This window comes from Achromobacter deleyi (genome assembly GCF_013116765.2).
GTDB lineage: Bacteria > Pseudomonadota > Gammaproteobacteria > Burkholderiales > Burkholderiaceae_B > Achromobacter > Achromobacter deleyi_A.
This window is the reverse complement of the sequence record NZ_CP074375.1, coordinates 3,105,225-3,128,143: the sequence shown is the minus strand read 5'-3', so window position 1 is coordinate 3,128,143 and position 22,919 is coordinate 3,105,225. Positions and strand designations below refer to the sequence as shown.

Sequence of the window (22,919 nt, the reverse complement as noted above, 5' to 3'; positions counted from 1 at the left end):
TCTAATGAGCCGTCACAAGTCCAAAGCCATCCCCGGTCGCAATCTGCGACTGGCCGACCAGATCCAGAAGGATCTGGCCGGGATCATCCAGCGCGAGATCGACATGACCCGCGCAGGATTGATCACGCTCTCTGGTGTGGAACTGTCGACCGACTACGCGCATGCCAAGGTGTGGTTCACGGTTTTGGGCGCCGAGCCCGAAGCCGCGACCACCTTGCTGAACGAGAAGGCCGGCTGGCTGCATTCGCAGCTCTACAAGCTGTTGCACATTCACACTGTCCCCACTTTGCGTTTCTTCCACGACGAGCAAATCGCCCGTGGTATCGAGATGTCGATCCTTATCGACCGCGCAAACCGGCCCGGCCCGCATTCGGGCGTTCCCGACGAGCCAGAAGACCAGTCCTGATCGGGCTGTCGTCACTGCTTTAATTTCCGGATTTCGACGATGGCTAAACGACGCGGGCTTACGCTCGACGGTGTGCTGTTGCTCGACAAACCTGTGGGTTTGTCGAGTAATCATGCCTTGCAGCGCGCCAAACGTGCCATGGACGCGGCGAAAGCCGGCCATACGGGCACGCTGGATCCCTTTGCAACCGGCTTGCTGGTGTGCTGCATGGGGCGAGCCACTAAAATTTCCGGCGCGATGCTCAACGCCGACAAGGCATATCGCGCTACGCTGCAATTTGGCTCGGAAACCGACTCCGGCGACCTGACCGGCAACGTCGTGTCGACCGCCGAGCCGGGTTTTGTCGTGGACGAACAGGCATTGCGAGATGCGCTGTCACGTTTCTCGGGCACCATCGAGCAGATTCCGCCGATGTATTCCGCGCTCAAGCGCGACGGCAAACCCTTGTACGAGTACGCGCGCGCCGGCATCGAGCTGGAACGGGCGCCGCGCCAGATCACGATACACCGCATCGAGCTGTTGTCCCTGAACGGGACGCAGGCAGAGATCGATGTGGCTTGCAGTAAAGGCACATACATCCGAACACTGGCCCAGGACATCGGGCGCGTGCTGGGCTGTTACGCCCACCTGACGGCGCTGCGGCGCACGCACGTCGGGCCTTTTTCTCTGGACCGCGCCGTTGAGCTGGAAGCCTTGCAGGCCATGCCAGACCCGAAGCAGGCATTGCTTGCACTGAACGAATTGCCGGAGGGCTTGCTGCCCTCCACCCTGACCTTAAAGGACTCGCTATGACTCGCGCCTTGCGCAACGTCGCCATCATCGCCCACGTGGACCACGGTAAAACCACCCTGGTCGACCAGCTGCTGCGCCAATCCGGCACCTTCCGCGAAAACCAGGCGCTGACCGAACGGGTCATGGACTCGAACGATCTGGAAAAAGAACGCGGCATCACGATTCTGGCCAAGAACTGTGCCGTTGAATACGAAGGCACGCACATCAACATCGTCGACACCCCGGGACACGCGGACTTCGGCGGCGAAGTCGAACGCGTGCTGTCCATGGTCGACGGCGTGCTGCTGCTGGTGGATGCCGTTGAAGGCCCCATGCCGCAGACCATCTTCGTGACCCGCAAGGCGCTGGCCCTGGGCCTGAAGCCGATCGTCGTGGTCAACAAGGTGGACCGCCCCGGCGCCCGCACCGACTTCGTCATCAACGCCACGTTCGACCTGTTCGACAAGCTGGGCGCGACCGACGAGCAGCTGGACTTCCCGGTGGTGTACGCATCGGGCCTGTCCGGCTACGCCGGCCTCACCCCGGACGTGCGCGAAGGCGACATGCGTCCGCTGTTCGAAGCCATCCTCCAGCACGTGCCGCAGCGCGAAGACGACCCCAACGGTCCGCTGCAGATGCAGATCATCTCGCTGGACTACAACAGCTACGTCGGCAAGATCGGCGTGGGCCGCATCAACCGTGGCCGCATGCGTCCCGGCATGGAAGTGGCCTACAAGTTCGGTCCCGACGGCCAGAGCGGCCGTGGCCGCATCAACCAGGTGCAGAAGTTCCATGGCCTGGAGCGCGTGGTGGTGGAGGAAGCCGAAGCCGGCGACATCGTGCTGATCAACGGCATTGAAGAACTGGGCATCGGCTGCACCGTGACCGATCCGGTCACCCAGGAAGCCCTGCCGATGCTGCGCATCGACGAGCCCACGCTGACCATGAACTTCATGGTGAACACGTCGCCGCTGGCCGGCCGCGAAGGCAAGTTCGTGACCAGCCGCCAGGTGCGCGACCGCCTGGACCGCGAGCTGAAGTCCAACGTGGCGCTGCGTGTGCGCGATACGGGCGACGACACGGTGTTTGAAGTGTCGGGCCGCGGCGAATTGCACCTGACCATTCTGCTGGAAACGATGCGCCGCGAAGGCTACGAGCTGGCCGTGTCGCGTCCGCGCGTGGTGTTCAAGGACATCGACGGCGTGAAGTGCGAGCCGTTTGAATCGCTGACCGTCGACGTGGAAGACGCCCACCAGGGCGGCGTCATGGAAGAGCTGGGCCGCCGCAAGGGCGACCTGCAAGACATGCAGCCGGACGGCCGTGGCCGTACGCGCCTGGAATACCTGATCCCGGCCCGCGGCCTGATCGGCTTCCAGAACGAGTTCCTGACGCTGACGCGCGGCACGGGCCTGGTAAGCCACATCTTCCACGAATACGCCCCGATCAAGGAAGGTGCGATCGGCGAGCGCCGCAACGGCGTGCTGATCAGCCAGGACCAAGGCGATGCCGTGGCCTACGCACTGTGGAAGCTGCAGGATCGCGGCCGCATGTTCGTGAGCCCGGGCGATGCGCTGTACGAAGGCATGATCATCGGCATCCACAGCCGTGACAACGACCTGGTCGTGAACCCGATCAAGGGCAAGCAGCTGACCAACGTGCGCGCTTCGGGCACCGACGAAGCCGTGCGCCTGGTTCCGCCGATCCAGATGTCGCTGGAATACGCCGTGGAATTCATCGACGACGACGAACTGGTGGAAATCACCCCGAAGTCGATCCGTCTGCGCAAGCGTCACCTGCTGGAAAACGAACGCAAGCGCGCCTCGCGCGAATCCGCCATCTAAGCGGATATATCGGGGGCATGGCCCCTGCGCTTCGGTAGTCAAAAAGCCGCGCACCTCCGGGTGCGCGGCTTTTTTTCCTGGGGTCCGGGAAAACCGTATCGTGGCGCCGGTTCCACGGGGAATCTCTCTACAGGCCGTTTTTCTGGTGACGGTATTCCTGGGTTTCGCCGCCGTATCCATAGGCGGCGGCGCGCGCGTCGATCACGTGCACATAGGAGCACTCGTGCAGCTCGCCCAGGATGTTCTGGAACGCGCCGTAGATCTCCTTGATGAACCGCGCCTTCTCGGCCTTGGTGTTGGTCTCGTCCGTGACGCTGATGTCCAGGTGGAAGGCGTTCTTGCCCAGTTCGGACAGCGGGCGGCCGCCGATAAACCAGAGGTCGTGCGGGATGTGCTGCAGCGTGATCGCGATGACGGGCAGCTTCTTGCCCAGCACCGATTGGGTCAGGCCGGCGACCGATTCAACGACTCGACGGTTGATGGAGGCATCGGATTGGCCGGAGAGGTGGACGACGATGTGGGGCATGGCAAGACTCCTGTGCGTGGGGGTGTAGAAGCAGTGTAGGGAGCCCGTTGACATCGGAAAAGCGGGAATTTACGATTTAATCCATCGAAATATCCGTTGGATACGCCATGTCAGGATTCGACCTGGACCAGTTGCGCACCCTGGTTGCCGTGCTGGATGCCGGCAGCCTGACGGCGGCGGCGCCCAAGGTCTTTCTCTCTCAATCGTCGGTCAGCGAGCAGATGCGCAAGCTGGAGGACCGCGCCGGCCAGCCGCTGCTGTTGCGAGGCAAGTCCGGCGTGACGGCCACCCCGGCCGGCGAACGCCTGCTGGCGCACGCCAGGGCAATCCTGGCCTTGAGCGACGAGGCCTATCGGGATCTGCGTGGCGTTGCGCTGCGGGGCGAGTTGCGGCTGGGCATCACGGATTACTTCCGGCCCGGCGATGTGGCGCGCATGCTCCGGCGCCTGAATGAGCAGTATCCGCAGGTGCGCCTGCACGTCACGATCATGAAGAGCGGCGCGATCGAGGCAGCCTATGAGCGCGGCGAAATCGATGTCGGCATATCAATGGTCATCCAGGAGCGGGGCGCGTCGCGCGCAAGGACCCAGGGGGCATTGCTGCGCCGCGAGCCCCTGCTGTGGATGGCGGCCGAGGGCGCGGACGAATCGCCGCCCGGCCCCTTGCCTTTGCTGGTGCTGCCGGAGACCTGCGCATTGCGCCAGTATGTGGAACGGTTGCTGTCGCGGCGCGATCTGCCGTATTCCGTCGCGCATGTGGCGTCTGGCGTGGCGGGTCTGCAACTGGCGATTGCGGCGGGGCTGGGCGTGGCCTGCCTGAATGAATCCGCCTTGGCGCCGGGCATTGCGCGCCTGAATGCGCTTGGCCTGCCGGCGCTGCCGGCGGTGGAGTTCCGCCTGCTGGCCGCCCGGCCTGGCGAAAGCGACTTCATCGGGCTGGCGCGGGAGGCCATCATCAAGGAGATGGCGTAGACGGCACTGGTCGCCGACCGGGAAATGGTTGAAACTGCCAGGATCAAGTCCGACGAATGACCGGCAAGACCAGCCATGGGAGAAGCAATGGGTGCCATCGATAAACTCGCGCCGTTCATCGACGCGCGCAGCGAGCGTTACGCCGAACTGAGCGACCGGATCTGGAGCCTGGCCGAACTGCGCTATGACGAGCACAAGTCGGCCGAACTGCACATCGCGATGCTGGAGGAGGCGGGCTTTCGCGTCACACGCGATGCAGCAGGCATCCCCACCGCCTTCGTGGCCGAAGCCGGCAGCGGGGGGCCGGTGATCGGCATCCTGGGTGAGTACGACGCGCTGTCCGGGCTGAGCCAGGAGAGCGGCGCCTATGCCTGCCAGCCCTCGCCCGAGACGCCCAACGGCAACGGCCATGGTTGCGGCCACCACCTGCTGGGCACGGCCGCGCACTTCGCGGCGGTGGCGGTGAAGGAGTACCTGGAAACCAATGGGCTGCCCGGCACGATCCGATTTTACGGCTGTCCGGCGGAGGAGGGCGGTTCCGGCAAGACCTTCATGGCGCGGGCCGGCCTGTTCGACGACCTGGACGCGGCGCTGACCTGGCATCCGGCGTCGCACACCGGAATCTTTCACCAGTCTTCGCTGGCCAACATCCAGGCGTATTTCCGCTTCCGCGGCATTGCCGCGCATGCCGCGAATTCCCCGCACCTTGGACGAAGCGCGCTGGATTCGGTGGAGCTGATGAACGTGGGCGTGAACTATCTGCGCGAGCACATGGTGCCCGACGCGCGGGTGCACTATGCCGTGACCAACAGCGGCGGCATTTCACCCAACGTGGTGCAGGCGCGCGCCGAGGTGCTCTACCTGGTGCGCGCCCCGGTCAATGCCCAGGCGGCCGAGCTCTACGAGCGGGTCAAGAACGTAGCGCGCGGCGCGGCGCTGATGACAGGCTGCGAACTGGACATTGTGTTTGACAAGGCCTGCTCCAACTACATCCCGAACAATGTGCTCAACCAGGTGATGTACGCCAATATGCAGGCGCTGCAAGGCCCGCAATACTCGGCGGGCGAGCAGCAGGCCGCACGCCGCATGTGGGATTCGATCACGGAAGACGATATCGACAACGCCGGCAAGAACCTCGGCGCGGTGCTGCGCAATCCGACGCCGCTCTTCGATGGTGTGTCGCCCTATGAACCAGGCAAGGCCGAGATTACGTACGGGTCGACGGACGTGGGCGATGTGAGCTGGATCACGCCCACCGCGCAATGCTGGGGCGCGTGCTATGCCTACGGCACGCCCTTTCATTCCTGGCAGATGGTTGCGCAGGGCAAGATGTCCATGGCGCACAAGGGAATGGTGCACGCGGCCAAGATCATCGCGGCGACCGCCGCGGATCTCTATACCCAGCCGCAGGCGCTGGCCCGCGCCAGGGAAGAACTGATGGAGACGCGCCGCGGGCAGCCCTACGTCTGCCCGATTCCCGCGGACGTGGTGCCATCCTTCATGCGCAAGTAGAGTGAGCGTGGCGGCCATCCCCGGGGATGGCCGCTGAGCGTTCAGGCCGGCAGGGACGGCGCGTACTGCGCGCCCGAGTTGACCTGTTCGTGGAATTCCACCACCTTGCGCACCACCTTGACCGGATCGTCCTCGATGATGAAGAGATCCAGGTCGTGCGCGCCGATCATGCCGTTGGCAAGCACCTGGCCGCCCAGCCATTCGGCCAGCCCGGACCAGTATTCGCTGCCCACCAGCACGATCGGGGCTGGCGGAACCTTGCCTGTCTGGATAAGCGTCAATGCTTCGAAGAGTTCATCCAGGGTGCCAAACCCGCCCGGCATCGCCACATAGGCGAAGCTGTGCATGAAGAACGCCGCCTTGCGAGGAAAGAAGTACTCGAACGACAGGCTGATGGTTTGGTATTCGTTGTTGTGAGCTTCGTGCGGCAGGCTGATGTTCAAGCCGATGCTTGTGCCCCCCGCTTCGAATGCGCCCTTGTTGGCGGCCTCCATGATGCCGGGGCCGCCGCCTGCGATGACTGCAAAACCTGCTTCGGCCAGAGCGGCCGAAATTGCGATGGTGGTCTCATAGTGAGGAGAATTGCGGCTGACTCGTGCGCTGCCGAAAACGCTGACTGCGGGCCCGATGTTTGCGAGCTTGTCTGCCGCCGTCCGTATCTCTGACATAATCAGCGGAATTTGTTTGCCGGCGGGTGTTTCCATATCTGCCTTTGTAACCATGAAAAAAACCTTATTACTGGTCGACGGTTCAAGTTACTTGTACCGCGCTTTCCACGCTATGCCTGATTTGCGCAACGCGCAAGGCGAACCCACGGGTGCGCTCTACGGCGTGGTGAATATGCTGCGCAAGCTTGTATCTGACCATAAGGCAGAGTATGCCGCATGTATTTTCGATGCTCGCGGCAAGACCTTCCGGGACGATATGTACCCGGAATACAAATCCCATCGCCCGCCCATGCCGGAAGACCTGGCCGCGCAGATCGAGCCCATCCACCGCGCCGTGCGCGCGCTGGGTTGGCCGGTGCTGGCCATCGAAGGCGTGGAAGCCGATGACGTGATCGGCACCCTGGCGCGCCGCGCCGCCGAGCACGACGTGCACACCATTGTCTCCACGGGCGACAAGGACCTGGCGCAGCTCGTCAACAGCCACGTCACCCTGGTCAACACCATGACCGGCGAAGTGCTGGACGAGCCGGGCGTCGTCAACAAGTTCGGCGTGCCGCCCGACCGCATCGTGGACTACCTGATGCTGGTGGGCGACACGGTGGACAATGTCCCGGGTGTGACCAAGGTGGGACCCAAGACGGCAGCCAAATGGATTACGGAATTCGGCTCCATCGACAAACTGATCGAAGGAGCCGAAGGCGTCAAGGGCGTGGCCGGCAGCAACCTGCGTGAAGCCATCCCGAATTTTCCGCTGACGCGCCAGCTCCTGACCGTCAAGTGCGATTGCGACCTGACCGGCCACGTGGACAGCGTGGACGACCTGACGCCGCGACCGCGCGACGACGCGACGCTGACCGAGCTGTACGAGCGCTATGGTTTCCGCACCTGGCTGCGCGACCTGACCGGCGATGCCGAGCGCGTGCCCACGGGCGATGCGCGGATCGCGCCGGAGGCGCCCGCCGCGCCCACCGAGATCGACTACAGCATCATTTCCGACTGGGCCGGATTCGACGCCTGGCTGGAAAGGCTGCAGGGCGCTTCCCTGGTGGCGCTGGATACCGAGACCACCTCGCTCGACGAGATGCAGGCCCGGCTGGTCGGCCTGTCCTTGTCGGTCGCGCCCGGCGTGGCCTGCTATATCCCGGTCGCGCATCGCGGACCGGACGGCGCCACCCAGCTGCCCAAGGCCGAGGTGCTGGCGCGATTGAAGCCGTGGCTGGAGGATGCCTCGCGCGCCAAGCTGCTGCATCACGCCAAGTACGACACGCATGTGTTCGCCAACGAAGGCATCAGGCTGGCGGGCGTCGCCGAAGACACGATGCTGCAGGCCTATGTGCTGGAATCGCATCGCGGCGTGGGCCTGAACGACCTGGCTCAGCGCTACCTGGGCCGCAGCGGCGTGTCCTACGAGGACCTCTGCGGCAAGGGTGCGAAACAGATCGGATTTGACGAAGTCGCGGTGGACAAGGCTGGCCATTACGCCGCCGAGGACGCCGACTTCACCTTGCAGCTGCATCAGGTGCTGCGCCCGATGGTGTCGGCGGACGAAGGGCTGGAGCGCATCTACCGCCTGGAAATGCAGGTGTCGGCTGTGCTGACCACCATCGAGCGCAACGGCGTGAAGGTGGACGCCGCGGAACTGGGCCGCCAGAGCCACAAGCTGGGCCAGGAAATGCTGCAGCTGGAGCAGAAGGCCTATGAGCTGGCCGGGCAGCCGTTCAACCTGAATTCGCCCAAGCAGTTGGGCGAGATCCTGTTCGGGCGCATGCAGTTGCCGGTGGTGCGCAAGACCGCGGGCGGCGCGCCGTCCACGGACGAAGAGGTGCTGAGCAAGCTGGCGCTGGACTATCCGCTGCCGCAGGTGCTGCTGGAATACCGCGGGCTGTCCAAGCTGAAGTCCACCTACACGGACAAGCTGCCGCGCATGATCAATCCGGACACGGGGCGGGTGCATACGCATTATTCGCAGGCCGCGGTGATCACGGGGCGCCTGGCTTCGTCCGATCCCAACCTGCAGAACATTCCGGTCCGCACCGAGGCCGGCCGGCGTGTGCGCGAGGCGTTCATCGCCGAGCAAGGCATGCTGTTGTCGGCGGACTATTCGCAGATCGAGCTGCGCATCATGGCGCACGTGTCGGACGACGCCAACCTGCAGCGCGCCTTCGCCGCGGGCGAGGACATCCACCGCGCCACCGCGTCGGAGGTCTTCGGGGTGCCGCTGGACGGCGTGACCACGGAGCAGCGCCGGGCCGCCAAGGCCATCAACTTCGGCCTGATCTACGGCATGGGGGTGTTTGGCCTGGCGTCCAACCTGGGCATCACGCGCGACGCCGCGCAGGCGTATATCGACCGCTACTTCGCCCGCTATCCCGGCGTGGCGATGTACATGGAGAACACCCGCCGTGTGGCCCGCGAGCAGGGCTACGTGGAAACCGTCTTCGGACGCCGGCTGCAACTGCCGGAGATCCGCGGGGCGTCCGGTCCGCGCCGGCAGGGCGCCGAGCGGGCGGCCATCAACGCGCCCATGCAGGGCACCGCCGCCGATCTGATCAAGATGGCCATGGTGGCGGTGCAGGATTGGCTTGAAGCCGAAAAACTGCAAACGCGCATGATCATGCAGGTGCACGATGAATTGGTGCTGGAAGCGCCGGACGCCGAGCTGGAACTCGTCAAGGAGGCGCTGCCCCGCCTGATGTGCAACGTGGCGACCCTGCGGGTTCCGCTGGTGGCCGAGGTGGGCATGGGCAAGAACTGGGAGCAGGCCCACTAAGGGCGGTTCCCCAAGGGCGGGGCAGGATGACCTCCTGCCGGAATGACCGGTGGGCCGCCCTGGGGCGGCCCATTTCCGCTTTTGGGATTGCAACAATATAATGTTGCGCTTTCCCCGCCTATTTGCGTCCCTTCCTCATGTTGCTGCTCTGGGTCCTGCTCGCCACCATCACCGGCGGCCTTATTGCCGTCCTTGTCGCCAGCTGGCTGGCCTACAAGGTCTTTGCCCAATACCTGCATCACATGGTGAGTCTGTCGGTGGGCGTGCTGCTGTCGGTCGCCCTGCTGCACCTGCTGCCCGAGGCGTTCGAAACCGGGGTGGGGGATGCCCACGTGCTCTTCGGCCTGATGCTGGCGTCGCTGATCGGTTTCTTCGTGCTGGAGAAAATCGCGCTGCTGCGCCACAGCCATCACCATGAGGGCGATGGCCATCACCATCACAAGGGCCACGACCGCCACGAGGCGGGACGCGGCGGCATGCTGATCCTGATCGGCAGTTCGCTGCACAATCTGTGCGACGGCGTGCTGGTGGCGGCGGCATTCCTGACGGATCCGCTGCTGGGCGTGCTGACCGCCGCATCGATCATCGTCCATGAAGTGCCGCACAAGCTGGGCGATTTCGTCGTCCTGCTCAATGCCGGCCTGCAGCGCCGCCGCGCCTTTGCGCTGATCCTGTTCACCAGCTTGTGTTCAGCCGTGGGCGGCATAATAGGGTACTTCGTGCTGCAGCAGGCGCAGGACTGGGTGCCGTACATCCTGGTGGTTGCCGCCAGCAGCTTCCTGTATATCTCGGTGGCCGACCTGATGCCGCAAATGCACGAACGGGTATCCCTTTCCGACGCCGTCCCGCAGCTGCTGCTGGTCGGCGTGGGCGTGGCGCTGATCTACAGCGTCACCACCCTGATGCACCACGGGCACGAACATGGCGCCGACGCTGGCCATGGCGCGCCGCATGCGGAGCATGGCCACCAGCACTAGGGCTGGGCAGGCGGGGGATAGCCGGCTTTGTCGATCCCAACACAGGAGTTCTCCATGAGTTTTTCCGCCGCCGCCGGCAATGTCGCTCCCACCGTGATCCACACCGACACGCAGGGACTGGTCCACGGGGATTTCAAGCTGCCCGTGGCAGACGGACCGATAGACGCCTATTACGCCGCGCCCGAAGGCCGGCGCGACCTGCCGATTGTGCTGGTCGTGCAGGAGATCTTCGGCGTGCATGAACATATCAAGGATCTCTGCCGCCGGATTGCCAAGGCGGGCTACCTGGCGGTTGCCGCCAATCTCTACCAGCGCCAGGGCGACGCTTCGGCGTATACCGACATTCCTAAGCTCATCTCGGAGCTGGTCAGCAAGGTGCCCGACGAGCAGGTCTTTGCGGACCTGGACGCCAGCGTGGCGTGGGCCGCCGCGAACGGCGGCGACGCCCGTCGCGTGGCGGTGACGGGTTTCTGCTGGGGCGGACGCCTGACCTGGATGTACGCGGCGCACAATCCCGACGTGAAGGCCGGCGTGGCCTGGTACGGCAAGCTCAGCGTGGGCCATGGCCCGCTGATCAAGCGCGTGGCCTTTGATGTGGTCAACGAACTGCACGGCCCCGTGCTGGGACTGTACGGCGGCCGCGACGCCAGCATCCCGCTGGCGGACGTCGAGACCATGAAGACGAAACTTGCCGCCGGCAACGCCGCCGCCAGGCAATCCGAGTTCGTGGTGTACCCCGAAGCCGACCATGCCTTCGTGGCCGACTACCGCGCCAGCTACCAGCCCGAGGCCGCGCGGGACGGGTGGCACCGGATGCTGGAGTGGTTCAAGCGGTATTTGTGAGTGGATTGATGGAATGAAAAAACCGACCCTTTGGGTCGGTTTTTTTGTGTCCCGCCGCCGGGCCGCCCCCAGGCGGGGCCGCCCCCTCGGGGGGCAGCAAGCAAGCGTAGCGTGCGCGGCGTGGGGGCCTCAATTCCCCGCTTCGCGCAGGCGGCTGGGGAGGAGTTCGCCGTGGCGGGCGAGCAGCGGATAGGCCGCGGCGCCCACCAGGTGGGAGTTGATGCCCTTCATATCCCGCAGGATATCCAGGTAGAGCGCGCCGACTTCGGCGGCGTCGACCTCGCCCGACTTGATCTTCTGCAGGTGGGTGTCGGCGGCCTGGGTTTCGATCGTGCGAAAGCGCGCCTTTTCGCCCGCCAGCGAACGAGCCTGGCGCAGGTCGTCATTGACGAAAAGCGCGGCGGCGGTGCGCTGGTTGGCGATGAGCTGGCCCAGGGTGTCGTCCAGGCTGGCGCGCTGCTCGGGCGAGAAGATCCAGCCCTGCTTGCGCAGCTTGGCGACGTGGCTGAGCAGGCCGTGATGGGCGATGTCGCCCGCATGGCCGATATTGCTGGTGAACGCCAGGATGTCGTCCATGCGCTGGATGTCGTCGCGCGTCATGTTTTCCTGGTCGAGCGTGGCCAGGTAGGTCGTGATGGCGTTTTCCAGCTTGTCCAGCGCGGCGTCCAACTGGCGCGCCTGCACCAGGCGATGGCGGTTGTCGCGCTTGAAGCCGGCGCGCGCGTAGAGCAGCAGCGTCTGCAGCATGTCGGCCATGCGCAGGGCCTCGCGGGCCGCGTTGCCCAGGGCCACGGCCGGCACGTCATGGGCCCATTCGTCCAGGTATTGGGGGCGGGAGGGATCGTTCGGATCCGCGCGCTTGGGCAGCCAGCGGGTGAGCAGGGCGGCGTATGGGGTCAGCAGCGGCAGGAAGACCAGCGCGATGACTGCATTGAACAGCGTGTGGAAGTTGGCCACGGCGCGAGCGGGGTCGCTGGCCAGCTCGCTCATCAGCGGTTGCAGCACCGGCAGCAGCAGCAGCCCGGCCAGCACACCCAGCACCCGGGTCAGCAGGTTGCCAAGCGGCAGTCGGCGGGCGGCGGGATCGTCGCCGGTCACGCCTTCGATCATCGGATTGATGGCGGTGCCCAGGTTGGCGCCCAGCACCAGCGCAAAGGCGACGTGGGGCGCCACCATGTGGTGGCTGGCCAGGGACATCACCAGCACCACCACGGCGACGCTGGAGTGCGCCGCCCAGGTAAAGGCCGCGGACAGCAGCACGGCCGCCACGGGCTGGGTTGCCAGGGCGTCCAGGATCATGCCCAGCATCGGGGCGGTCTGGAACGGTTCGAAGAGCTCGACCAGCTGATGCAGGGACAGCAGCAGCAGGCCCAGGCCGATGAAGACTCGGCCCAGGTCGCGTGTGCGTCCCGGCGGATAGCGCCGGAACATCCAGACGCCTGCCAGGATCAGGATGGGGGCCAGCGCGGTCAGGTCGAAGGACAGCAGCTGGACAATCAGCGTGGTGCCGACGTTTGCGCCAAGCATCGCGGCCAGGGCCGGCACCAGGCCGACAACCCCGCCGGCGGCGAAGCCGGTGATCATCAAACCGGTGGCGGTGCTGCTCTGGAGGGCCGCCGTGATGCCCAGGCCGGCCCCGAAGGCCCGCAGCCGGGTACCCAGCGCCCGTCCCAACGCCGCGCCCAGGGCGGCCCCGAAGGCGCGTTGTACGCCTGTTTGGACCATATGCACGCCCCAGAGGAGCAGCGCAACGTAGCCGGCGAAGTCAAGCAGGGTGATGATTCCAGACATCCAGGCGTGTTTCCGTTCTTTTTATGACAAGTAATAATTCTGTAATGATCGCACGCCCGGGCTAGCGGGGAAACCCGCCCGGGCAATACAGGATACGCCCGGCGGGGCTTTGCTGCGTATGCCTTTGCCTACGCGTATCATTGCCTGATCATTCGTAGATGTACTGGAGTTTTGCGTGGCCGTTTCCGTATTCGATCTGTTCAAGATAGGCATAGGCCCGTCGAGCTCCCATACGGTGGGCCCGATGCGGGCGGCGCTGTTGTTCGCGCAGGGCCTGGAGCGCGACGGCCTGATTCCGCAGGTCGCCAGCGTCCGCGCCGAGCTCTACGGATCGCTGGGCGCCACCGGGAAGGGCCACGGCACCGACAAGGGCGTGCTGCTGGGCCTGATGGGCGAGGCGCCCGACACCGTGGATCCCGCGGCGATCGCCGGCATGATCGCGTCCGTGCGCGCCAGCCGCCAGTTGCCGCTGCTGGGGAAGTATCCGCTGCCTTTCATTGAAAAGGAGCACATGATGTTCTACCGCCGCGAGGCCATGGCGGAACATCCCAACGGCATGAAATTTCACGCTTTCGGCGCCGGCGGCGAGCCGCTGCGCGAGTCGCGCTACCTGTCGGTCGGGGGCGGATTCGTGGTGACCGCCGGCGCGTCGAACAGCCAGGTCATCGCTGCGCACAACCAATTGCCTTACCCGTTCCGCATGGGCCGCGAATTGCTGGCCATGTGCCGCGAAAGCGGGCTGACGGTTGCCCAGCTCATGATGAAGAACGAGCTCACCTGGCGCGACGCCTCGGAAGTGAACAGCGGGCTGGACCGCATCTGGCAAGTCATGCAGGACTGCGTGGCGCGTGGCTGCGGCATCAATTACCCGGAAGCCGACGGCGAATTGCCCGGCCCGCTGCGTGTGCGTCGCCGCGCGCCCGAGCTCTATCGCAACCTGACCCAGCGCGCCGAACGCACGCTGTCCGACCCCTTGTCGGTCATGGACTGGGTGAACCTGTACGCGATGGCGGTCAACGAAGAGAACGCGGCCGGCGGCCGCGTGGTCACGGCGCCGACCAACGGCGCGGCGGGCATCATCCCGGCCGTGCTGCACTATTACGACCGCTTCGTTCCCGGTTCCAACCGCGAAGGCGTGCGGGACTTCCTGCTCACGGCCGCGGCCGTCGGCCTGCTTTACAAGTACAACGCGTCGTTGTCGGGCGCCGAGGTCGGCTGCCAGGGCGAAGTGGGCGTGGCGTGCTCGATGGCGGCGGGCGGCTTGGCCGCGGCCTTGGGCGGTACGGTGGAGCAGGTCGAGAATGCCGCGGAGATCGGCATGGAGCACAACCTCGGACTGACCTGCGACCCCGTCGGCGGACTGGTGCAGATTCCCTGTATCGAGCGCAACGCCATGGCGTCCATCAAGGCCGTGAACGCCGCCCGGATGGCGCTGCGTGGCGACGGCCAGCACTATGTGTCGCTGGATTCGGTCATCAAGACGATGCGCGAAACCGGCGCCGACATGAAGACCAAATACAAGGAAACCGCGCGTGGCGGCCTGGCGGTGAATATCGTCGAGTGCTGACCGCCCAAGGGCGGCGTCCAACAAAAAAGCCCCTCTTTCGAGAGGCTTTTTGCTGCCGGCGATGTTCAGATCACGCGGGCATTTTGCAGCGCGGCAATGCGCGACTGGATCGGCGGGTGCGAGGCGAACATGGCTGCCAGGCCGCCCTTGCCGGTGATGCCGGACGCTTCGAAGGACTTGGGCAGTTCGCCCGGCTCCAGGCCGCCCAGGCGGGCCAGGGCGCGGATCATCGGTTCGCGGGCGCCCATCAGGTGGGCCGAGCCGGCGTCGGCGCGGTATTCGCGCTGGCGCGAGAACCAGGCGACGATGATCGAGGCCAGGACGCCGAAGATGATCTCACAGACCAGCACGGTGACGAAGTAGCCCGGGCCGATGCCGCGTTCGTTCTTGAACACGACGCGGTCGATGAAGTAGCCGACCACGCGCGCCAGGAACACGACGAAGGTGTTCACCACGCCCTGGATCAGGGTCAGGGTGACCATGTCGCCATTGGCGATGTGCGCGACTTCATGGGCGAGCACGGCGGCGACTTCTTCTTCGCTCATGCTTTCCAGCAAGCCCGTCGACACGGCGACCAGCGAGTCGTTCTTGAACGCGCCGGTGGCGAACGCGTTGGGGGCGCCTTCATAGATGGCGACTTCCGGACGGCCGATGCCGGCGCGGTCGGCCAGTTGATGGACCGTGTCGACCAGCCAGGCCTCGCGCTGGTTGCGGGGCGAATTCGGATCCAGCACCTGCGCGCCCGTGCTCCATTTGGCCATCGGCTTGCTCATCAGCAGCGAGATGATGGCGCCGGTGAAGCCCACCACGACCGAGAAGATCAGCAGCGCGTTGAAGTTCAGGCCGTTGGCCGTGATGATGCGGTCTACGCCCAGGATGCGCAGCGTGGCCGACAGCACGAGCATGACGGCCAGGTTGGTGACAACGAACAGGATGATGCGTTTCATGTTTTTTTGTTCCTCTGCGAGCGGGAAATACCCGGGGTTCGACATGGCGGCGGCCCGCCAGTTCCCCGACTCGCCGGCACCGCTCCCGGTGACGGAGAGTATAGTATCGCTTTCCCTTATTTCTCCTCACTTTTCCCTTAGCGTAGACCCCCATGCAGGCACTTTGGATGTTGCTGGCGTCCGCCATGTTCGCCATCATGGGTTCGTTCGTGAAGCTCGGCACCGAACACGGCGCGTCGCTGCCGCAGGTCGTGCTGTTTCGCGGCCTGCCTTCGGTCATACTGCTGCTGATCTGGGCCCGGGCGGGCCGCCAGTCCATCATTCCCACCAGCTGGAAGCTGCACATATGGCGCAACCTCTCGGGCGTCACGTCGATGTGGCTCGGTTTTTTCGCCATTTCCCATCTGCCCCTGGCCACCGCCACCAGCCTGAACTACACGGCGCCGCTTTTCATCGCCTGCTGGATGCTGGGGTGGGGCGGCGCGCAGCGCGACCCCGTGCGGATCCTGGCGGTGGCGCTGGGTTTCCTGGGCGTGATCGCCGTGCTGCGGCCCAGCATCAATGAAGATCAATGGCTGGCCGCCTTGCTGGGCATGGGCGCCGGCGCCATGTCGGCAATCGCCATGATGCAGATCCGCCAGCTGGGCCGCATCGGCGAGCCCGAATGGCGCACCGTGCTGTTCTTTTCGGTGGCCGTGTGCGTTTCCAGCGGCGCCGGACTGGCGTTCGAAGGCTGGGGCCATGCCGACTGGACCGGCTACCTCTCGTTGCTGGGCGTGGGCGTGGCGGGCCTGTTCGGCCAGCTGGCCATGACCCGGGCGTTCGGCATGGGGGCGGCGCTGCTGACCGCGGCCCTGCAATACAGCACCATCATTTTCGCGGCTCTGCTGGGCATGGGCTTCTGGGGCGACCATCTGGACGGTCTGGCCTGGGCCGGCATGGGCCTGATCATTTTCGCGGGCCTGCTGTCGGTGTGGCGCACCATGCGCGACCCCAAATCGGCCTGAGCCGCGCGGCCGCCTCTATTGCTTACAGGAGCACATCGAATGACGACGACACTGATTTCCGCCGCCGACCTGGCCGCGCGCCTTGATAGTCCCGATGTGCGCGTATTCGACGTGCGCCACGACCTGACCAACCACGCGGCGGGCCGCCAGGCCTATGACGCCGGCCACATCCCCGGCGCCCGCTACCTGGACCACGAGACCGAGCTGGCCGCGACCCGCACGGGCAAGAACGGGCGGCATCCCTTGCCGGCCCGCGCCGAATTCGGCGCGCTGATGGCCGCGCATGGCGTCACGCCCCAGACCCTGGTGGTGGCCTACGACGCCAGCGGCGGCATGTACGCCGCGCACCTGTGGTGGATGTTGCGCTGGCTGGGCCACGGCCAGGTCGCCGTGCTTGACGGCGGCTGGCAGGCCTGGGTGGCCGCCGGGCTGCCGACCACGACGCAGGCCGCCCCGGCCGTGCAGCCGGGCAAGCCGGTGGAGCCCGGCGCGTCGCTGGCCGGTTCCGTGGATGCCAAGACCGTGCTGGACAACATTGCCCAGCCGTCCTTCACCGTGATCGACGCCCGCGCCGCCAACCGCTATCGCGGCGAAGTCGAACCCATGGACCCCGTGGCCGGCCATATTCCCGGCGCCCTGAACCGCCCCAACGGCGAAAACCTCCAGCCGGACGGCCGTTTCAAGACGGCCGAGCAGCTGCGCGCTGAATTCACCGGCCTGCTGGCCGGCCGCGATCCCGCTACCATCGTCCACCAGTGCGGCTCCGGCATCACCGCCTGCCACAACTTGCTGTCCATGGAGATCGCGGGCCTGTCCGGTTCACGCCTGTATCCGGGATCCTGGAGCGAGTGGTGCAGCGACCCGTCCCGTCCGGTGGCCAAGGGCGCTTGAATCAAAAAGCCAGGGCGCAAGGCCCTGGCTTTTCTCATGGACGTTCGCTTGCGCCTACCAGACGGCGGCCAGCTTGACGCGCCCGGAGACGCTTTCGGCGATCTCCAGGAAGTGGTCCAGGGGCGGAGTCGCCAATCCCGGCACCTTGGCCATGTCGTCCCAGCGCCTCAGGCGTATCGCGTCCGGCGCGCCCGGCATGCTCGCGAAATCGACCGCCTGGCCGGCGTCGAAACTGCCCCCTTGCAGCGCCAGGCTGCGCTTGGAGTCTTCCGAGAGCGACGCTTCGTATTGCGGCTCCACATAGCAGAGGTAGCGCTTGGCTTCGACATGCAGCCGGATCGGGTCCAGCACCGCCGAGCTGAACAGCCCGCGCAGGAAGGGCAGGACGAAATACTGGTGCTTGTCGTCGATGCCCCGCAGCGTGGGCGTGCCGGGCCGGTCGGCGATCAGGTGGCCCAGGTCGTGCAGCAGGCTTGCCGTGATCAGCTGGGCATTGGCGCCGTGGCGCTCGGCGAGCGCCGCCGTTTGCAGCGCATGCCGCAAATGGCTGACGGATTCGCCATGATAGGAACGGTGCCCGCGTTCCAGGAAAAGCTGTTCTATATCTTGCAAGGTCAAGGCCATGGTTGTCTCCTGAGTGGCCGCAAGGGGAAGAGGCGGGCAGTGACCGCTGAGGGTCAGCCGGCTGCCGGCGCCATCTCCAGAAAGCGCGCGATAAGCTGCACCGGTTGGCGCTCGCGCAGGCAGTACAGGTATTCGTGCATCACGATGCCGGCGTCCTGGATGTCCAGGGCCGCCAGGTCAGGGTGGGACGGGATCTCGCGCGAAGGGATCAGGCTGATTCCCAGTTCGCAAAGAATGGCTTGGCGGATCGATTCCCGGCTGCCGATCTCCAGCGTGCGGCGCACCGTCACGCCGGCCGCCTGCAGGGCGTCCTCGGTCAGCTGGCGCGTCATCGAGCCGGGTTCGCGCAAGAGCAGCGCGTGCTCGGCCAGGTCGGCCAGGTGGACCTGGCCGCGCCGGGCCAGGGGGTGGTCCCGATGGGTCACGACCCGGATCGGGTCCGCGGCGATCCTGCGGCGGTACAGATGCTTGTCATCCATCAGAAAGGATGACGTGGCAATCTCGATGCGGTAGTCATGCAGCGCCTGCAGCATGGTCTGCGAATTGCCGATGGTGACGGTCAGGTCGATGCCGGGATAGCGCTGGTTGTAACGGCGCACCGTGTCCATGATGTAGAAGGGGCCGGTGGCGCCGATGCGCAGGTTGCCTTCGCGCAGGTCGCTGGCGTCGCGCAGGCGGAAGTCGATCTCGGTTTCCTGCTGGACCAGCTTCTCCACCATGGGCATCAGATTCTGTCCGGCGTCCGACAGCCTCATGCCACGGCCCTGCCGGTGGAACAGTTCGATGCCGTAGCGCGATTCCAGCTGGCGCAGTTGCCCTGTCACCGTGGGTTGGCTGACTCCCAGCTGGGCGGCGGCCTTGGTGACGGTGCCGCAGCGAGCCACGGCGTAGAAGGATTTGAGTTCGGCGACAAGCACGATGATGGGGGGCGGAAGTTGGACGCAATGCGCAAGACCGCCAGTACACCAAAATAATTTGATGTTTTTATTACTGCATTTGCGCGAAGTGTCATAAACACTCAATACGCGCCTTCCATACTGCCTTCGTTCCCAGACCGGAGGCACCATGCCCCAACGCGATACCGCCTTTCTATCAGTGCAGAATCTTGTGAAGCGATTCGGCAGCCATACGGCGCTGGCCGACGTTTCCCTGGACATCCGCGCCGGAGAGCTGGTTTGCCTGCTGGGCCCCTCGGGTTGCGGCAAGACGACGCTGCTGCGCGCCATCGCCGGCCTGGAGCGGCAGGACAGCGGAACTATCGTGCTGTCGGGCCGCGATATCTCCCAGGCCGAGCCGCAGGAGCGCGACTACGGCATCCTGTTCCAGTCGTATGCGCTGTTTCCCAACCTGACCGTGGCCCAGAACGTGGCCTACGGCCTGAGCGGCAAGCGCGCCCACCGCAATCACGTCGCCAGCCGCGTCGAGGAAATGCTGACCCTGGTCGGCCTGGCCGGCGCGGCGGGAAAATATCCGGGACAGATCTCCGGCGGCCAGCAACAGCGCGTGGCCCTGGCGCGCGCGCTGGCGCCGTCGCCGTCCCTGTTGCTGCTGGATGAACCCATGTCCGCGCTGGACGCCCGGGTGCGGGAGCACCTGCGGATCGAACTGCGCGCCCTGCAGAAGCGCCTGTCCATCACCACGCTGATGGTGACGCATGACCAGGAAGAGGCCATGGTGATGGCCGACCGCATCGCCGTCATGAACGGCGGCATCATCGAGCAGTACGGCACGCCGCGCGAACTGTATCGCCAGCCGGGCTCGGCCTTCATCGCCGATTTCGTCGGGGAGGCCAACTGGCTGCCGTTCGAGCGCATCGATGCGCATCGCGCCCGCGTCGGCCGCCAGGAGCTGGCCGTGGACGAGACGCTGGGCTCCAGCGCCGGCAAGCTCTTCGTGCGGCCCGAGGCCGTGCGAGTCAGCATGGCGCGCCCGGAAGAACCCAACTCCATGCTGGCCGATGTGCTGGACGGCGTGTTCCTCGGCCGTGGCTACCGCCTGGCCCTGCGCCTGGAAGGCGTGCCCGGCGCCACGGTGCATTCGATTGTGTCCCCTGAAACCGGAGACGCCCTGCTGGGCCCTCACGCCGCCAGCCGCTGCTGGGTGGAGCTGCCGCGCCATGCGATACGCGCCTACGCTTGATCCGACAGTGACCCGTTCCCCCGCCATGGCCGAGCCGGCCCCGGTTCCTGCGCCAGCGCCCTCGCTGGGCCGCCGTCCGCTGCCGGGCTGGATCGGCTCGCTGGGCCTGACCGTGGGGCAGGGCGCGCTGGTATTGGGCCTGCTGGTGTTCCTGGCGCTGCCCCTGGCGGCGATCCTGGCCAAGTCCGTGACCGATAGCGACGGCGCCTGGGCGGGCTTGTCGGTCATCGCCGGCATCATCGGCGCCGACGGATTCCTGAGCATGGTCGGCCGCAGCCTGACCGTGGGCATCGTGACGATGATGCTGGTCGTGCCCTGCGCCTACGGCTTTGCCTATGGACTGACCCGCACCCGCCTGCCGGGCAAGGGCCTCTTGCGCACCATCGCCTTGCTGCCGCTGCTGGCGCCTTCGCTGTTGCCCGGCATCGCCTTGGTGTACCTGCTGGGCAACCAGGGGCTGCTCAAGGGCCTGACCGGCGGCGCCACCATCTATGGCTTCTGGGGCATAGTCGTGGGCGAGGCGTTCTACACCTTCCCCCATGCACTCATGATCCTGCTGACCGGCCTGACCCTGGCGGACGGCCGGCTCTACGACGCGGCGCGAGCCATGGGCGCGGGATCCTGGCGCACCTTCCTTACCGTTACTTTGCCGGGCACGCGCTACGCGGTGTTCTCCGCCTGCTGCGTGGTGTTCACGCTGACCGTGACGGACTTCGGCGTGCCCAAGGTCGTGGGCGGCGATTACAACGTGCTGGCCATGGAAGCCTACAAGGCGGTGGTCGGCCAGCAGAATTTCCCCAAGGGGGCGGCCATCGGCATTCTGCTGCTGCTGCCGGCGCTCCTGACCTTCGTGCTGGACCGCCGCCTGCGCGCCCGCCACGGCGCCCAGATGAGCGGCCGCGCCCAGCCCTACGCGGCAGGCGTCAACGGCCGGCGCGACGCGGCGTTCCTGGCCCTGGCCGGGGTGCTGGCGGCTTTCCTGCTCCTGATCATCGGCGTGGCGGTCTGGGCGTCGTTCGTGAAGATGTGGCCCTACAACCTGTCGATGTCACTGCGCTCCTACGACTTCGACAATATGGACGGCGGCGGCTGGCTGGCCTGGCGCAACAGCCTGCAACTGGCGTTCTGCACGGCGCTGATCGGCACCATCGTGGTCTTCTCGGGCGCCTGGATGATGGAAAAAGTTCCCGCCCGCGGCGCGTTGGCGCGTGGCCTGCGGGGCATGGTGGGCATGCTGGCGCTGATGCCCATGGCGGTTCCCGGGCTGGTGCTGGGCCTGGGCTACATCTTCTTCTTCAACAGCCTCATGAATCCATTGAATGTGCTGTATGGAACGATGCCGCTGCTGATTCTTTGCACGGTGGTCCACTTCTATACCAGCGCGCATCTGACGGCGTCCACGGCGCTCAACGCGCTGGATCCCGAGTTCGAAGCCGCTTCGGCGTCGCTGAAGGTGCCGCGCTTGACGACCTTCCTGCGCGTGACCTTGCCGATGTGCCTGCCGGCCGCGCTGGACGTGGCTCGCTATCTGTTTGTTTCGGCCATGACGACGGTGTCGGCCGTGGTGTTCCTGTACAGCCCGTCTACCGTGCTGGCCGCTGTCGCCGTGCTTAACATGGATGACGCCGGCTTCATCGGACCGGCCGCCGCCATGTGCACCGTGATCATGGCCAGTTCCGCCGCCGCCGCGCTGGTCCTGCACCTTGCCAGCCGCGCGCTGGTGACGCGCAGCCAGGCCTGGCGCCGCCCCGTGGCCCATTGACCGACCATTTTCCAAGGATGACCCTCATGACTGTTTCGCCTTTGCCTGTCCGCCTCGAGGCGGTGATATTCGACTGGGCGGGCACGCTGGTCGACTTCGGCTCCTTCGCGCCCACCAAGGTGTTCGTCGATGCGTTCTCGCAGTTCGGCATGGACGTATCGCTCAAGGAAGCCCGCGGCCCGATGGGCATGGGGAAGTGGGACCATATCCGCGCCCTCTGCGACCAGCCCGCCATCGCCAGCCAGTACCAGGCCCAGTTCGGCCGCCTGCCTACCGACGACGACGTGACCGCGATCTACGAACGCTTCCTGCCGATGCAGCTGGAGAAGGTGGCGCAGTATTCCTCGGCCATCCCCGGCGCCGCCGAGCTGTTGCGCGCGCTGCGCCAGCGCGGCCTGAAGATCGGCTCCTGCTCCGGCTATCCCGGCAGCGTCATGCGCCGCGTGGTGGAGCGCGCCGCATCGGAAGGGCTGGAGCCGGATTGCATCGTCGCCAGCGACGACGTTCCGCGCGCGCGTCCCGCGCCGGCCATGGCGTTGAAGAACGTGGTGGAGCTGGGCCTGTCGGATGTGGCCGGGTGCATCAAGGTCGACGACACCGCTCCCGGCATCGAGGAAGGGCGCCGCGCCGGCATGTGGACGGTGGGCCTGCTGCTGTCGGGCAATGCCGCCGGCCTGACGCTGGACCAATACCTGAGCCTGGACGAAGCCGGCCGTGAGCTGGCCCGCGCCGCCGCCAGCCAGGAACTGTCGTCCGTATCGCCGCATTACCTGATCGACACGGTGGCCGACCTGCCGGCCGTGGTCGCCGATATCGAAGCCCGCCTGGCGCGAGGCCAACGCCCTTGATCTAGCGTCTGTTCACTCATTCATAACGCGTACCGCGGCCGGCATCCGCCCGGCCGTG

At 65.9% G+C, this 22,919-nt stretch carries 20 protein-coding genes; 14 read left to right on the top strand and 6 right to left on the bottom strand.

Translation table 11 applies throughout. The features are described from left to right. Positions 1-4: 4 nt before the first annotated feature. The 3 genes from rbfA to typA are packed head-to-tail and all read left to right on the top strand — an operon-like array spanning position 5 to position 3,018. The gene (gene rbfA, locus HLG70_RS14055; RefSeq protein ID WP_171663341.1) at positions 5-406 is read left to right on the top strand and encodes a 30S ribosome-binding factor RbfA; all 402 of its coding nucleotides are present in this window, start codon (positions 5-7) and stop codon (positions 404-406) included. Positions 407-445: 39 nt separating this feature from the next. After that, positions 446-1,198 (top strand): tRNA pseudouridine(55) synthase TruB, encoded by a 753-nt coding sequence (truB, locus tag HLG70_RS14050; protein WP_171663340.1) that lies wholly within the window; start codon positions 446-448, stop codon positions 1,196-1,198. Then, positions 1,195-3,018, top strand: coding sequence for a translational GTPase TypA (typA, locus tag HLG70_RS14045; RefSeq protein WP_171663339.1), 1,824 nt, complete (start codon positions 1,195-1,197; stop codon positions 3,016-3,018). Before truB ends, typA begins: the two co-directional genes overlap by 4 nt. Before the next feature lie 127 nt (positions 3,019-3,145). Here the strand turns inward: typA and HLG70_RS14040 are convergent, their stop codons facing one another. After that, positions 3,146-3,544: a tautomerase family protein gene (locus HLG70_RS14040; protein WP_171663338.1), complete on the bottom strand. Its 399-nt coding sequence runs from the start codon at positions 3,542-3,544 to the stop codon at positions 3,146-3,148. 107 nt (positions 3,545-3,651) lie between these two features. On the opposite strand from HLG70_RS14040, the gene HLG70_RS14035 reads away from it, so the two are divergent. Together HLG70_RS14035 and HLG70_RS14030 are read left to right on the top strand one after the other, a co-directional pair. Then, the gene (locus HLG70_RS14035) at positions 3,652-4,515 is read left to right on the top strand and encodes a LysR family transcriptional regulator (RefSeq protein WP_171663337.1); all 864 of its coding nucleotides are present in this window, start codon (positions 3,652-3,654) and stop codon (positions 4,513-4,515) included. Between the two features lie 87 nt (positions 4,516-4,602). Then, positions 4,603-6,027: a M20 family metallopeptidase gene (locus HLG70_RS14030; RefSeq protein ID WP_171663336.1), complete on the top strand. Its 1,425-nt coding sequence runs from the start codon at positions 4,603-4,605 to the stop codon at positions 6,025-6,027. 41 nt (positions 6,028-6,068) lie between these two features. Here the strand turns inward: HLG70_RS14030 and HLG70_RS14025 are convergent, their stop codons facing one another. Next, a complete protein-coding gene (locus tag HLG70_RS14025) occupies positions 6,069-6,695 on the bottom strand; it encodes a TIGR00730 family Rossman fold protein (protein WP_171663418.1) in 627 nt (208 codons plus the stop codon). 52 nt (positions 6,696-6,747) lie between these two features. Here HLG70_RS14025 and polA point away from each other — a divergent pair, with 52 nt between their 5' ends. The 3 genes from polA to HLG70_RS14010 all read left to right on the top strand — a co-directional run bounded on the left by polA (position 6,748) and on the right by HLG70_RS14010 (position 11,285). Then, on the top strand, positions 6,748-9,465 hold the full coding sequence (gene polA, locus HLG70_RS14020; RefSeq protein WP_171663335.1) for a DNA polymerase I: 2,718 nt from the start codon (positions 6,748-6,750) through the stop codon (positions 9,463-9,465). A gap of 137 nt (positions 9,466-9,602) precedes the next feature. Continuing rightward, positions 9,603-10,442, top strand: a complete 840-nt coding sequence (locus tag HLG70_RS14015; protein WP_171663334.1) for a ZIP family metal transporter — start codon at positions 9,603-9,605, stop codon at positions 10,440-10,442. A 54-nt stretch (positions 10,443-10,496) separates the two neighbouring features. Next, entirely contained in the window at positions 10,497-11,285 is a 789-nt protein-coding gene (locus HLG70_RS14010) for a dienelactone hydrolase family protein (RefSeq protein ID WP_171663333.1), read from the top strand. A gap of 129 nt (positions 11,286-11,414) precedes the next feature. On the opposite strand, the gene HLG70_RS14005 is transcribed toward HLG70_RS14010, so the two are convergent. Then, positions 11,415-13,076: a Na/Pi cotransporter family protein gene (locus HLG70_RS14005; RefSeq protein ID WP_171663332.1), complete on the bottom strand. Its 1,662-nt coding sequence runs from the start codon at positions 13,074-13,076 to the stop codon at positions 11,415-11,417. Between the two features lie 175 nt (positions 13,077-13,251). Between HLG70_RS14005 and HLG70_RS14000 the strand changes: the two genes are divergently transcribed. Beyond that, complete coding sequence (locus tag HLG70_RS14000) at positions 13,252-14,643, top strand: L-serine ammonia-lyase (protein WP_171663331.1); 1,392 nt, start codon at positions 13,252-13,254, stop codon at positions 14,641-14,643. Positions 14,644-14,708: 65 nt separating this feature from the next. On the opposite strand, the gene htpX is transcribed toward HLG70_RS14000, so the two are convergent. Next, positions 14,709-15,590, bottom strand: a complete 882-nt coding sequence (htpX, locus tag HLG70_RS13995; RefSeq protein WP_171663330.1) for a protease HtpX — start codon at positions 15,588-15,590, stop codon at positions 14,709-14,711. A 152-nt stretch (positions 15,591-15,742) separates the two neighbouring features. On the opposite strand from htpX, the gene HLG70_RS13990 reads away from it, so the two are divergent. Together HLG70_RS13990 and HLG70_RS13985 are read left to right on the top strand one after the other, a co-directional pair. After that, positions 15,743-16,597 (top strand): DMT family transporter, encoded by an 855-nt coding sequence (locus HLG70_RS13990; protein WP_171663329.1) that lies wholly within the window; start codon positions 15,743-15,745, stop codon positions 16,595-16,597. A gap of 39 nt (positions 16,598-16,636) precedes the next feature. Then, entirely contained in the window at positions 16,637-17,488 is an 852-nt protein-coding gene (locus tag HLG70_RS13985; protein WP_171663328.1) for a sulfurtransferase, read from the top strand. Between the two features lie 54 nt (positions 17,489-17,542). On the opposite strand, the gene HLG70_RS13980 is transcribed toward HLG70_RS13985, so the two are convergent. Both HLG70_RS13980 and HLG70_RS13975 read right to left on the bottom strand, forming a co-directional pair. Beyond that, a complete protein-coding gene (locus HLG70_RS13980) occupies positions 17,543-18,112 on the bottom strand; it encodes a phosphonate degradation HD-domain oxygenase (protein WP_171663327.1) in 570 nt (189 codons plus the stop codon). Between the two features lie 53 nt (positions 18,113-18,165). Next, on the bottom strand, positions 18,166-19,029 hold the full coding sequence (locus tag HLG70_RS13975; protein ID WP_171663326.1) for a LysR family transcriptional regulator: 864 nt from the start codon (positions 19,027-19,029) through the stop codon (positions 18,166-18,168). Between the two features lie 148 nt (positions 19,030-19,177). Between HLG70_RS13975 and HLG70_RS13970 the strand changes: the two genes are divergently transcribed. From HLG70_RS13970 to phnX, 3 genes are read left to right on the top strand one after another with little or no spacing between them, the layout of a single operon-like run. After that, the gene (locus tag HLG70_RS13970) at positions 19,178-20,251 is read left to right on the top strand and encodes a putative 2-aminoethylphosphonate ABC transporter ATP-binding protein (RefSeq protein ID WP_171663325.1); all 1,074 of its coding nucleotides are present in this window, start codon (positions 19,178-19,180) and stop codon (positions 20,249-20,251) included. Between the two features lie 25 nt (positions 20,252-20,276). Next, entirely contained in the window at positions 20,277-22,013 is a 1,737-nt protein-coding gene (locus HLG70_RS13965) for a putative 2-aminoethylphosphonate ABC transporter permease subunit (protein WP_171663417.1), read from the top strand. Positions 22,014-22,030: 17 nt separating this feature from the next. Continuing rightward, the gene (gene phnX, locus HLG70_RS13960) at positions 22,031-22,861 is read left to right on the top strand and encodes a phosphonoacetaldehyde hydrolase (protein WP_171663324.1); all 831 of its coding nucleotides are present in this window, start codon (positions 22,031-22,033) and stop codon (positions 22,859-22,861) included. Positions 22,862-22,919: the final 58 nt, after the last annotated feature.